The sequence below is a fragment of the Caballeronia sp. RCC_10 genome (genome assembly GCF_041360715.1).
Taxonomy (GTDB): domain Bacteria; phylum Pseudomonadota; class Gammaproteobacteria; order Burkholderiales; family Burkholderiaceae; genus Caballeronia; species Caballeronia grimmiae.
This window is the reverse complement of sequence record NZ_JBFUPT010000007.1, coordinates 194,044-206,305: the sequence shown is the minus strand read 5'-3', so window position 1 is coordinate 206,305 and position 12,262 is coordinate 194,044. Positions and strand designations below refer to the sequence as shown.

Below are 12,262 nucleotides of genomic sequence, written 5' to 3'. Positions count from 1 at the left end.
TTTCATGCTCAAGCTCTCGCAACCCGACCTCGCATCCGATCCCGCAGCACGCCGTGTCGTCAAGGACGAAGCGGTGTCCGTCGAATTCGCTGCCGCCGCGGGCGAACTGATGAGTCTCGAAGGGCCGAACCGTTACGCGCCCGGCGATGCGATCGTGACCGGCGCATCGGGCGAGCGCTGGGTCGTGTCGCGCGACCGGTTCGACGCGAAGTACCTTCCCGAAGGCGGCATCGCGCATGGTGAGCCGGGCACGTACCGGAACCGGCCGAGCATCGTGCTCGCAAAACAGATGGACGCGCCCTTCACCATTGCGCGTTCAGCGCACGGCGATATGCTCACGGGCGATGCCGGCGACTGGGTCATGCAGTACGCGCCGGGCGACTATGGCGTCGTCAAGGCGGCGCGCTTCGCGAAGGTCTATCACGACGCGTGAGCGTTTCAGCGCCTCGACGTTTCAGCTTTTTCGATCAAGCGAAATCCTCGCCCATCTCGATCTCCACTTCGCGCGGCACCGTTTCGCCGTTCGCGTACGTCTCCTCTAAAGAGCCGAGCGTCGCTTCCACATAAGCGCGCAGCACCGCATAGCTGCGCGCGTGCATGCGTGGCGACATCGCGCGATAACGGGCGAGCGCGGCGGGAGCGAAGCGCACGTCGATGGTGATGCGCCGCGCCGTCGAGCCAAAGCGCATCGCCACGTAATTAATCATCAGCGAAGTGCGGCTCGTATCGTCGATACGCTCGGCAAACTGCGTCTGTTCGGGGAATAGATCACTGATGACGTGCGCGAGCATGTTAATGTCCGCGCTCGGACAGTCGTATTGATAGTCGTCCATGATGTCGGTCGTTCAGGGTTGGCGCGCGTCGATTCGAATGTCGTCGGCGGCGCGGCGATAGTACCGCACCAGAGCCGCTGCAACGATCACGCCCAGCACGAGATAAACCGCATCGGCGGCGATCAGCGGAATTAGGCGCGCCTGAAACAGCGCAGCCGGCAAGCCGACGAGCGCATGCGCCGCGATCAGCACGGCAAGCGCATGACGTGATCGCTCGCGCAGCATTTGCCACATCAGCGCCGAGAAGCCGAGCTGAAAGACGAACGCGGTCACACGCTCGACCAGAAAGATTCCCGCCGATACAGGCGACAGGCTCATCAGAATCACATGAATGCGGGCGATGGCATCGAGCGGCGCGCTTTCGAAGTGCGAATCGAGCGTGCCGTTGTTCGCGAGCACCGCATAGACGATCCATTGCGCCTGCACGAGCACGCCGACAATCCACGCTTCCGCCCCGCCATGCCCGATGCCATAGCCGAGTCCCGGCCCGCGCCGCTGCAACGCCGCCGGCTCGCGCCGGATCAGCCATTTCATGCCGAGAAAGCGCCCCACTTCCTCGCAGACGCCGGCGGCCAGCGCGCCATACACCACGAAGGCGACAGGATTCGCGAGCCACTTCGACGTGACCGCGTTGCCGAGCATGAAGCCGTGGAGCGCGCGCTCGATGACCATCGCGAACAGCGCGAAGACGGCGATGCCGAGTATCGCCTCGCGCGGCACGAGGCCGAAACGCGGGCGCATCCGCCGATACAACACGATCGGCATGGCGGCGACGGCGAGCGTCACGAGCACGAGACTCGCGAGCGTCGAGACACTGATCATTCGATGTCCTTCATAAACCTTGAGACGGGAGTTGCGCTTGTTCAGGCACCGCGCAGTGTGTCGATCCGCGCACGATGAGTTCGCCCGGTAATAGGCACTCGCGCGCCGGCATGGCCGCTCCGCCGAGCCGCTCGTGCAGGAATTCGACTGCACGCCGGCCGATTTCATAAGTAGGCTGCCGCACCGCCGTCATGCCGGCGAGTTGCGCCCATTCGGAATCGTCGATGGCAAGCAGCGCGACGCTCGCCTGCCAGTTTGTGCCGAACCGCTCCTTCAGATGCACGGCGACACGTAGCGCCACCGGTCCGTTCGCTGCAAAAAGCGCAACGCGTTTGCCGGCCGCACGCGCCGCACCGATACGCTCATCGAGCTCGGCGAGCGCAGACGCCGCGCTGGTCAGATCGATGACGAGCGTGGAGCCGCTTGCGCGAAGCGACGCGACGGTCTCACGAAACGCCGCTTCGCGCAAGCGCCGTGAACTGACGTGCGTCACCGGCTGCACGATGAAAAGCAGTTCGTCGAAGCCTTCGTCGACGAGATGACGCGTTGCGAGTGCGACGGCGGCGGGGTTATCGAGGCCGACCATGTCGGTCACGATGCCTTCGACCGTGCGATCCACGAGCACGACGGGGATGCCGCCATGCGTGAAGCCTTGCAGCAGTTCTTCCTTCACGCCCAGCGCATTGACGATGACCCCTTCGACGCGATACGTCGTCAGCAATTGCAGGTAGCGCCGCTCCATGTCGACTTCATTCGCGGCATGGCAAATGAGCGGCATGTAGCCGAGCGCATGGCATGCGGCCTCGACGCCTTGCAGCACTTCGACGGAGTAAGGATTGGTCAGGTCGGCGAGGAGCATGCCGATCAGGCGATTGCGACCGCGTTTGAGGCCGCGCGCCATTTGATTGGGACGATAGTCGAGCTTCGCGATGGCTGCTTCGATTCGTCCAAGCAGATCGCGTGAGAGCACGCCGGTTTCGCCGTTGAGATAGCGCGAGATGCTTGTTTTGCCGGTGCCGGCTTCGCGGGCGACATCGGTGATCGTGGCGGGCCGGCCGGCGAAGGATCGCGGACGATGCGCCTCGGTGCCTGGGTGATCGGGGTCGTTGGACTTGTTCGTCATTGCGGCCTGTCTCCTGCTGTTGGGGCGGCGAAGCCATCCCCTGCGGATGGCGTGCGCACGCCCTAAGCATGTTAGCGCATGCACCATGGCCATCCCATCGCTGTCAGCGCATGCGGACTTCGCGGTTGACGATGTTTTGCGTGAGCGTCCCGTCGAGCGCGCCGAGCAGGTTTTCCGCAGCGTTGCGATTCATTGCGTGTCGAGTTTCGTAGGTGGCCGAACCAATATGCGGCAGCGCGACGACGTTCTTCATGGCGAGCAGCGGCGAATCCGCGGGCAGCGGTTCGTGCTCGAAGACATCTAGTCCCGCGGCGCGGATCACGCCATCCCTGAGCGCTTCAATGAGCGCGGCTTCATCGACGGTCGGCCCGCGCGATGCGTTGATGAGGATCGCGCTTGGCTTCATCTTCTTCAGCTCGTCGGCGCCGATGAGACCGCGTGTTTCGGGCGTGAGCGGCACCTGCAGGCAGACGAAATCGGATTGCGCGAGCAGTTCGTCGAGCGTGACCCGTTTTGCGCCGTACTGCTTCTCTGCTTCCTCGTTAGCGTGGCGATTCGTGTAGAGCACGTTCATGCGAAAGCCTAGCGCCGCGCGTCTTGCCACTGCTCCGCCGATACGGCCGAGCCCGACGATGCCGAGCGTCTTTCCCTGCACGTCGACGCCGAAGCATGCTTCACCGATGCTTGCTTTCCAGTTGCCTTCCTTGACCCATTCGGCCAGTTCGACGACCCGTCTCGCGCTCGCGAGGATAAGGGCGAAGACGGTATCAGCGGTGGATTCAGTGAGCACATCGGGCGTGTGCGTGAGGATGATGCCGCGGCGCGTGAGGTCGTCGACATCGAATTGATCGTAGCCTACCGAGACGGTCGAGAACGCTTTCAGGCGCGTGGCGCCTTCGATCATGTCGGGCGATATCTTCACGCTTGCGCCGATGGCACCGTCGGCGTCGTTTAGCGCCGCTATGAACGCGGCTTTGTCCTTCGGGTCGACGTTGATTACGTCTGCGTGGTCTCGCAGGTAGGCTTCCACGTCGGACGGTAAGGGTTTGTAGGCTACGATTTTTTTGCGATTCATAGGGGTTGGGGTGCCCTTGACTCGGGCGAAGAGTTTTTGGTTGGTGGTTTGCTTCTGGCTTCTGGTTGCCTGTCGATGATATGCCTGTTTTCGAATTGCTTGCTCTTGATGTTTTTTATTTCGCGTCGGTCTATTAGCTCGCCCCTCCCCGGGGCGGGGAATAGCAGCTTTTTTCGAACCGCCCGCAGCATGAACTCGTGTGCTCACTTCGTGGGACATCGGTGGCACTCAAATTAATTAGCATCCTTGAATAACCTTCCACGCCCGCTGAGCGCCACGTCCTCTTGGCTCGTCAACACCGAACATACGCCAGTCATCACGCTTGCAACGCGGCACTCATCATTCAACGCAAACAGGCCTCGCTCTGTGGAGCGAGCGATGCTTGAATTTTCAATCGCTTCGCGCTACTTCTCCGCTTGGCAATTGTTGTTGGATCGGATGCTCGCCGTTCAAGATGTGCGTTACGCATCGTGCTCCACTGGTGTTGCCGAGCCAAGGGGCTCGGAGGACGTTGGTTGTCAGCGGGCGTGGAAGGTGATTCAAGGCTCTTTCAAGCTGAGTGCCACCGCTGTTCTACGAAGTGGACAACAGGTCAGTGCTTCGGGCCAGAAAAGCCGCTTGCTTTGCTTACTTTCTTTGCAGCGGCAAAGAAAGTGACCCCCGCCCCAGGAAGGGGCGAGCCAATAGACCGACACGAACACAAGTTCAACGCACAAAGAATGCCCTAGATAGAGCGCACATCAAGACCGAACCACCGCCGCCCCGCGAACACCACCTTGAGGCTTAACAGCCAACGTAAGCCACACAGCCCCGAGCAGCGCAGCGCTCATGAAGACGTACGAAGCGGCCGGCGACCCGGTCGCCCCATTGAGATAACCCACCACATAGGACCCAACGAACGACCCAAGCGCACCCATGCTATTGATAAGCGCCATCGCCCCACCCGCGACGTTCTTCGGCAGAAGCTCCGGCACGATCGCAAAGAACGGCCCATAAGGCGCATACATCGCCGCTCCAGCAATCACGAGCAACGCATACGAACCCCAAAAGTTAGTCGAACCGAGCAAATACGAACCCGCGAACGCGATAGCACCGACGAGCAAGAACGGCCATACGAAAGCCTTGCGCGCCTGCAACTTGTCGGAGGCCCACGAGGCCAGCAACATCGCAATGGTCGCAGCGAGATACGGCACCGCAGACAGCCAGCCCGTCTCGACCATGCCGAGCGTCGAACCGTTCTTTAAAATCGACGGCAACCACAGCACAAAGCCATAAACACCGATGCTCCAGCAGAAATACTGCGCACACAGCTTGATGACCGCCGGCGACTTGAACGCCTCACCATAATTCTTTACCGGCTTGATAGCAGCCTGCTCGGCACGCAGCGTCGCATCGAGGTCACGCTTTTCCTGCTCCGACAGCCAGCTCACCTGCGCAGGCTTGTCCTTCACGATGAACCACCAGATCACCGCCCATACGACAGCCGGCAAGCCTTCCGCAATGAACATGTGACGCCATCCGAACGAGTTCACGAGATAGCCCGATACGACCGACATCCACAGCACCGTCACCGGGTTGCCCAGAATGAGGAAGGTGTTCGCACGCGAGCGCTCGGACTTGGTGAACCAGTTCGCGATGAACACGAGCATCGCGGGCATCACCGCCGCCTCGACCACGCCCAGCACGAAACGAATTGCCATCAGCGATGGAATGTTGCTAACCATGCCCGTCGCCGCAGCACAACCGCCCCACAGCACGAGGCTCCAGAACACGAGCTTCTTCACACTGCGCCGCTCGGCATAGATCGCGCCCGGAATCTGGAAGAAGAAGTAGCCCAGGAAGAACAGCGCGCCAATCAGCGACGACAAACCCTTGCTAATGCCGAGATCCTGATTAATGCCCGCAGCCGCCGCGAAACCATAATTCGCGCGGTCCAGATAAGCGAGGCTGTAGGTAATGAAGACGATCGGCATGATCGTCCACCAGCGGCGGACCGCCAGCTTGGGTGTCGAGGAAGAATGCATGGTTGTCTCCGAACGTAAGTCGGTTGAGTCTCTCTGGTAGTCCGCGTCGGTCTTGCCGACGCGTTACTCGCGGTTCACTGATCAGGCGATGACTGCGGCTCGGGCCGTCTTGTCGTTGAAATCCTGCGCTTCGAGTGCATCGAGCGCGGCGCGCGTCGGCAGGCCTTCGCTATCGCCAATAACCTGAATCGCCAGTGCACCGATGCGGTTGCCGCGAACGATTGCATCGCGCATGTCGCGTCCTTCGAGGAGCGCGCTGACGACGCCGACCGCGAAGCCATCGCCCGCGCCGACCGTATCGACGACATTCGCGACCGGCGCCGCCGGCACTATGCCCTCGTCGTCCGCAGTGCGAAAATACGCGCCATGCGCGCCCAGTTTCACGATTACGCCCTTTGCGCCACGATCCAGATAGAACGCCGCGATGTCTTCGGGCTTCGCGTAGCCGGTAAGCGTCAAGCCCTCGTTCACGCCCGGGAGCACCCAATCGGCCAGTTCAGCCAGCGCGTTTAAAGCATCGGCCATTGCTTCACGCGACGGCCACAGCGTCGGGCGCAAGTTCGGATCGAAGGAGATCGACTTGCCGGCAGCACGCATTTCGCGCGCCATGTGGAAAGCGAGTTCGCGCGAAGTCGCCGATATCGCCGGGGCCACCCCAGTCAGATGCAAGTGACGCGCGCCGAGCACGTAGTCGGCGGCATAGTCGTCGAGAGACAGATGGCTCGCGGCGGAATTCTTGCGGAAATATTCGACGGCCGGATCGCTGCCGTCGTCACACTTGCCCTTGAGCTGAAAGCCGGTCGGATAGCGCTCGTCGACCGTCACGCGGCGCGCGTCGATACCCTCGGCGGCGAGCACGTCGAGCACATAGCGGCCGAACGAATCGTTGCCGACACGGCTCATCCAGCCCACCTTGAAACCGAGCCGCGACAGGCCGATCGCCACGTTCAGGTCCGCACCGGCCACGCGCTTGGTGAACTGGCCGACCGTCGCGAGATCGCCCGTGGCGGCCGCGACGAACATCGCCATCGCTTCGCCGTAGGTGACCACATCGAGGGCTTCGTGTTGTACTTGCATGTCGGGTCCTTGTGTTCTGTGCTGGGTGCTACGCGTTTGCATGCTTAATGCGGCATGCAACGCGCTGAATTCAAAATGCCGCGATGCGCGCAACCTGGACGGCGGCGTCGGCTTCGCTCTGGAGCGGATATTCGATCGCACGCGGCACGGTCGGCGGCAAGCGTTCGAGAATCGCGGCGAAGCGGGCGTCGTCATGCGCCGGCGCCACGGCGAAGCGCCGTGCGCCCTCGCCCTGCGTCGTCTTGCAATGCACGTACGCGACATGCGGCGCGAGCCGTTGCGCCGCATCGAGCGGATCGGCGCCCGTCCAGTGCCAGTTGCCCGTGTCGAACGTCATACCGAGAGCGCTCTCTGCGGGGAGCGCGGCGAACAGCATCTCGAATGCACCAGGCAGGCCGCCTTCTACCGACTGCCCGTTTTCGACGACAACCCGCGCCCGCGAGCCAGCGATTGCATGCGTAATGCAATCGATCGTCGCGGCATCGGTAGCGACGCTGCCCTCTTTGCCGCCCAACTGCAGCTTCACGATGCGCGCGCCTAGCGCGTGGGCTTCATCGATGGCGAGAGTCAGCGCGTCGGCATCCAGCGAACCATCGCCACGAAACAGCGTCGCGGGCGTCGAGTGCACGGACCACAAACCCGCGCCTCGAATACGTTCGCCGAGACGAGCCAGCGCATCGAGTTGCGTGCCGGCATCGTCGGCGATCAACTCGCGCCGCACTTCGAAACCGTCGGCGCCCGCAAGCGCCGCCTTCTCCGCGCAAACGGCGTGTCCATCGCGACGCGCTGCTTCGGCGCCAAATGCGCTCGCGACGATGACGACTTCAATGCTGTTCGAGTTTTCCACCACGCTCTCGCTCGCTTGGAACCGGTTCCAATCACCGACCAGAAAAAAGACGCCCGGGCGTCTTGCTGAGAACAGATAGTGCGCCGGGCGAGCCAAGTCGCGCCATAGTGGAATTCCCTAGCCGAAGCAATCAGATTGTTCGCAAAGTTCAAGGAACCGCAATGCGACGCGCGACGGCGCCGCTGCATGCGGCATCACGATGGAAAAGCGGCGCGTGAGCGGCGTCGGCAATACATGCATGCAGCGCAGCAGCGTCGACTCGTGACGGATCGACATCGCCGATACGAACCCGATGCCCATCCCCGCCCGCACTGCTTCCTTCACGCCCTCGACGCCCGCAATCTCCAGCGCGACGCGCATCTGGGCGCCGCAATCCGCAAAGGCACGCTCGACGATCTGCCGCACGCCCGAGCCGCGTTCGCGCAACACCAGCGGATGCTCGCTCAACGCAGCAAGCGTGGCAGCATCGCGACCATCGGCGAGTGGATGGCCACTCGGCACGATGGCGACGATCTCGTCCTCGCGCCACGGCGTGACGCTCGCGGTGACAGGCAGTTCGAGCCCCGCTGGCCCTTCGATGATGGCGATATCGAGCGAACCGAGCGCCGCAAGAATCTCGGTGGTATTGCCATCGATGGTCGTCACAGCGACGTCCGGATATCGCTTATGGAAAGCGGCGATCAGGTAGGGCAACAGGTAGCTGGCGGGTGTCGTGCTCGCGCCGACGCGCAGCGTGCCGCGCTCGAAACCGCGCATCGCGTCGCGCAGGCCGTGTGCGTCCCGGAAAGTTTCGCGTAGCCGTGCGGCATGCACGAGCACTTGTTCGCCCGCGGGCGTGAGGCGAACGCCGCGTCCATCGCGCTGATACAGCGGTTCGCCAAATTCTTCCTGCAATAGCCGGAGTTGCCCCGACACGGCAGGCTGCGATAAATGCAATGCGATTGCTGCCCGGCTGATGTTGCCGTGGTCTGCCACCGTGGCGAAAGTTATCAGTTGGTCCGGGGTCATTTCGTCAAAATATCATCTCAGCCGATATATTGCATTCTAAATCACGATTTTTCATATGCATATATCAAGAATAGGATAACGACATCGCCCTAACGCTCGCAGGAAGGACGCCATGTCCACGCTCCAATCGCACGCTCCCGGTACTTCGCATTCCACCGCACGCGGACAACTGAACGGTATCTTGTTCGTCGCGCTGTTCGCGGCGGCGGTCACGCGGCTCGCGGCGCTGCCCGCCATCGCCGGGCTTGGAATCAGCCCGCTAATCGTCGGCATCATCGCGGGGGCGATCTACGGCAACGCACTCAAGGATGGCATGCCGCAAAGCTGGGCGGCCGGCGTGAACTTCTCGGCGCGCAAACTCCTGCGGATCGCGGTCGCGTTCTTCGGGCTACGCGTGAGTCTGCAGGAAATCGCGCAGGTCGGTCTCGCTGGCATCACCGTGTCGGTGCTTGTCGTGGTCAGCACGCTCGTCATCGGCACATGGGCCGGCATGAAGCTAATGAAGCTCGATCGCGATACCGCCCTCCTCACCGCTGCCGGCAGCGCGATTTGCGGCGCGGCGGCCGTGCTCGCGTTCGAATCCACGCTGCAGTCGAAGCCGCACAAGAGCGCAATGGCCGTCGGCAGCGTCGTGTTGTTCGGCACGCTTTCGATGTTCCTCTATCCGCTCGCGATGCACGCCGGCTGGCTCCATCTCGATACGCTCGGCGCGGGCCTTTTCTTCGGCGGCACGATCCACGAAGTGGCGCAGGTCGTGGGCGCAGCGAGCAACGTCAGCCCGGAAGCGACGCACATTGCGACCATCGTGAAAATGACGCGCGTAATGCTGCTCGTGCCCGTGCTTCTCGTCGTGGGATTCTGGGTCAGCCGCTCACGCGGCGCCAGTCACGCGTCGGACGGTACGCCTCAAGCGGGCAAAGGCAAGCTCGCGGTGCCCTGGTTCGCGCTCGGTTTTCTGGCGCTCGTCGTCGTGAACTCGCTGCATGTGCTGCCCGATGCCGCGACCAGCACGCTCAACACGCTCGACACTTTCGCGCTCACCATGGCAATGACCGCGCTCGGCATGGAAACGCGCATCTCGCAGATCCGCGAAGCGGGCCCGCGTGCGCTTGCCACCGGCGCGATCCTTTATGCATGGCTGATCGGCGGCGGACTGGCGATCACCCTCGGCGTCGAGCGCCTGTTCAGTTGATCGACCGCATTCAAAATGCAAAGGCCGCCTTCATGCGAAGGCGGCCTTTTTGTTTGCATTCAGAAAACCACTTACGCGAGCTTCAAGGCTTGCTCAAAATCGCTGATCAGGTCGTCGATTTCCTCGATGCCTGCCGACAGCCGGACCATCCCGTCCGATATGCCCATCGCCTTGCGCGTTTGCTCGCCGGCCTCGAAGAAGATCGTCGGCGCAACGGGAATAATGAGCGTGCGCGTGTCGCCGAGGCCGGTGGCTTTGACGGGTAGTTGCAAAGCGTTGATGACATCGACCATTCGATCCGGATTACGCAACTCGAATGACAGCAGCCACGAGCCGCTCTTGAACAGCGCCTTCGCGATGCCATGCTGCTGATGACTTTCGAGCCCCGGATAAAACACGTTGCCAATCGCGTCGTGTCGCTCCAGATAATTCGCGAGCGCGAGCGCATTGTCGCTGCACTTCGCGACGCGTAACGCAAGCGTCTCAGCGCCCAACGCAATCTGATGCGCCTGTTCCGATGACAAGGCCGCGCCCATATCGCGCAGACCTTTCTTGCGAATCTGCAGAAGGCCTTGTTCTTTCGATGCGGAACGGCGGTAATCCTCCGCGATGTTCGGATATTGACTCCAGTCGAACAGCCCGGTATCGGTGACTGCCCCGCCGAGCGCCGCGCCATGACCCGCAATGGTCTTCGTCAGCGAATTGATGACGAGGCTCGCGCCGACGTGCTTCGGCCGAAACAGCGCAGGCGACGTGATCGTGTTGTCGACGACATACGCAAGCCCACGTTCGCCGCACAGTTCGCCGATACCCCGAAGGTCCGGAATCTGCGTGCCCGGATTAGCGATCGTTTCGACGAACACCATGCGCGTGTTCGACTTGATGGCATCGGCCACGTTATCGCGCACGCCGGCATCGACGGTCGTCACTTCGACGCCGAGGGTGCGCAACGTATTGAACAGGCTGTTCGTATTGCCGAAGACGTAGCGGCTCGCGACGAGATGATCGCCCGCACGCAAAAGCGTGAGGAACACCGCCGTGATCGCCGCCATGCCCGTGCTGAAACATATCGAGCCGACGCCTTCCTCGAGGTTCGTAATCTTGCGTTCCAGCGCGGCGGTAGTCGGCGTGCCTTGCCGCGCGTAATTGAATCCGCCTTTCTTCGTGCCCTGGAATACGCCGATCAGATCTTCCACGCGCTCGAATCCAAACTGGACCGATGTGTGAATCGGTTGGCGCAGGCCGCCGTGTTCGACACCCGTGTTTCTGTCGCCGTGAACGATGCCCGTGGTGAAGCCTTGCTTGTCCATCCCTTCTCCGCTTCGATGTCGATGTCTTTCGCTGCCGCTATGCGTCCGGTACTTCGTGCATGCCGAATGCAAAAAACCATTCTACACCGGGGCTTTTTGATCGCTGGCCGCTCACCAGCACAGGAATAGCCGTTGCTCGCAGCCGTGCTTCAATGGACGATGACAGACAACGCCGCGCTTGCGGCACGACTGACGAGGAGCTCACGCATGGCTTACGAACTCTACTACTGGGACGGTCTGCAGGGCCGCGGTGAATTCGTGCGGCTCGCGCTGGAGGATGCGGGCGCTGAGTACATCGACGTGGCGCGCGAATCGAAGAAAGACGGCTATGGCACGGACGCCATGATGAAGCTGATGAACAGCAGGACCGAGCCGCACATTCCCTTCGCACCGCCGTTTCTGAAAGACGGTGAACTCATCGTGCCGCATGTGGCGAACATTCTGTTGTATCTCGGTCCGAAGCTGAATCTTGCGCCGAAGGATGAAGGCTCGCGTTACGTCGCGCATGGACTGCAACTGACGATCACCGATTTCGTCGCGGAAGTGCATGACACGCATCATCCGCTCGCCACGGACTTGTATTTTGAAGACCAAAAAGACGCCGCCAAGATTCGCGCGCAGAATTTTCTCGACAAGCGCGTGCCGAAGTTCTTCGGATACTTCGAACGCGTGCTCAAGCAGAACCCGCACGGCGATACGCAGATGATCGGCGACACGATCACTTACGTCGATCTGTCGATGTTTCAGCTCGTCGAAGGTTTGCATTACGCATTCCCTCGCGCGATGAAGACATTCGCGGAGCACTATCCGCGCGTGTCTGCGCTGCACGACGCGGTGCTCGCGCGGCCCAACATCGCTGCGTACGTGGATTCGGAGCGACGCATCCCGTTCAACGAATCCGGCATTTTCCGTCACTATCCCGAACTCGATCAGGACGCGAAGTGACTCACG

Annotated in this window: 13 protein-coding genes; 4 read left to right on the top strand and 9 right to left on the bottom strand. The window is 61.8% G+C overall.

Annotated elements, in window-relative coordinates:
• Positions 1-4 precede the first annotated feature (4 nt).
• The gene (locus AB6804_RS15600) at positions 5-433 is read left to right on the top strand and encodes a PGDYG domain-containing protein (protein WP_370887177.1); all 429 of its coding nucleotides are present in this window, start codon (positions 5-7) and stop codon (positions 431-433) included.
• A gap of 34 nt (positions 434-467) precedes the next feature.
• Here AB6804_RS15600 and AB6804_RS15595 read toward each other — a convergent pair whose 3' ends face one another.
• The 4 genes from AB6804_RS15595 to AB6804_RS15580 form a co-directional block, all read right to left on the bottom strand.
• Positions 468-833 carry a DUF3022 domain-containing protein gene (locus AB6804_RS15595; RefSeq protein ID WP_370887176.1) on the bottom strand — a complete coding sequence of 122 codons (366 nt, stop codon included), beginning with the start codon at positions 831-833 and terminating at the stop codon, positions 468-470.
• Positions 834-845: 12 nt separating this feature from the next.
• The gene (locus AB6804_RS15590) at positions 846-1,655 is read right to left on the bottom strand and encodes a YhfC family glutamic-type intramembrane protease (RefSeq protein WP_370887175.1); all 810 of its coding nucleotides are present in this window, start codon (positions 1,653-1,655) and stop codon (positions 846-848) included.
• A 10-nt stretch (positions 1,656-1,665) separates the two neighbouring features.
• The gene (locus AB6804_RS15585) at positions 1,666-2,778 is read right to left on the bottom strand and encodes a LacI family DNA-binding transcriptional regulator (RefSeq protein ID WP_370887174.1); all 1,113 of its coding nucleotides are present in this window, start codon (positions 2,776-2,778) and stop codon (positions 1,666-1,668) included.
• A 103-nt stretch (positions 2,779-2,881) separates the two neighbouring features.
• Positions 2,882-3,853 (bottom strand): 2-hydroxyacid dehydrogenase, encoded by a 972-nt coding sequence (locus AB6804_RS15580; RefSeq protein WP_370887241.1) that lies wholly within the window; start codon positions 3,851-3,853, stop codon positions 2,882-2,884.
• Positions 3,854-4,231: 378 nt separating this feature from the next.
• On the opposite strand from AB6804_RS15580, the gene AB6804_RS15575 reads away from it, so the two are divergent.
• On the top strand, positions 4,232-4,510 hold the full coding sequence (locus tag AB6804_RS15575) for a hypothetical protein (RefSeq protein WP_370887173.1): 279 nt from the start codon (positions 4,232-4,234) through the stop codon (positions 4,508-4,510).
• An 83-nt stretch (positions 4,511-4,593) separates the two neighbouring features.
• On the opposite strand, the gene AB6804_RS15570 is transcribed toward AB6804_RS15575, so the two are convergent.
• The 4 genes from AB6804_RS15570 to AB6804_RS15555 all read right to left on the bottom strand — a co-directional run bounded on the left by AB6804_RS15570 (position 4,594) and on the right by AB6804_RS15555 (position 8,809).
• On the bottom strand, positions 4,594-5,877 hold the full coding sequence (locus AB6804_RS15570) for an MFS transporter (RefSeq protein WP_370887172.1): 1,284 nt from the start codon (positions 5,875-5,877) through the stop codon (positions 4,594-4,596).
• Positions 5,878-5,958: 81 nt separating this feature from the next.
• Positions 5,959-6,954 (bottom strand): sugar kinase, encoded by a 996-nt coding sequence (locus AB6804_RS15565; protein ID WP_370887171.1) that lies wholly within the window; start codon positions 6,952-6,954, stop codon positions 5,959-5,961.
• Positions 6,955-7,024: 70 nt separating this feature from the next.
• On the bottom strand, positions 7,025-7,801 hold the full coding sequence (locus AB6804_RS15560) for a sugar phosphate isomerase/epimerase family protein (protein WP_370887170.1): 777 nt from the start codon (positions 7,799-7,801) through the stop codon (positions 7,025-7,027).
• A gap of 117 nt (positions 7,802-7,918) precedes the next feature.
• Positions 7,919-8,809, bottom strand: coding sequence for a LysR family transcriptional regulator (locus tag AB6804_RS15555; protein WP_370887169.1), 891 nt, complete (start codon positions 8,807-8,809; stop codon positions 7,919-7,921).
• Positions 8,810-8,921: 112 nt separating this feature from the next.
• Between AB6804_RS15555 and AB6804_RS15550 the strand changes: the two genes are divergently transcribed.
• Positions 8,922-10,001, top strand: coding sequence for a YeiH family protein (locus AB6804_RS15550; RefSeq protein WP_370887168.1), 1,080 nt, complete (start codon positions 8,922-8,924; stop codon positions 9,999-10,001).
• A 71-nt stretch (positions 10,002-10,072) separates the two neighbouring features.
• On the opposite strand, the gene AB6804_RS15545 is transcribed toward AB6804_RS15550, so the two are convergent.
• Entirely contained in the window at positions 10,073-11,311 is a 1,239-nt protein-coding gene (locus tag AB6804_RS15545; protein ID WP_370887167.1) for a cystathionine gamma-synthase family protein, read from the bottom strand.
• 207 nt (positions 11,312-11,518) lie between these two features.
• Between AB6804_RS15545 and AB6804_RS15540 the strand changes: the two genes are divergently transcribed.
• Complete coding sequence (locus tag AB6804_RS15540; RefSeq protein WP_370887166.1) at positions 11,519-12,256, top strand: glutathione S-transferase; 738 nt, start codon at positions 11,519-11,521, stop codon at positions 12,254-12,256.
• The last annotated feature ends 6 nt before the right edge of the window (positions 12,257-12,262 follow it).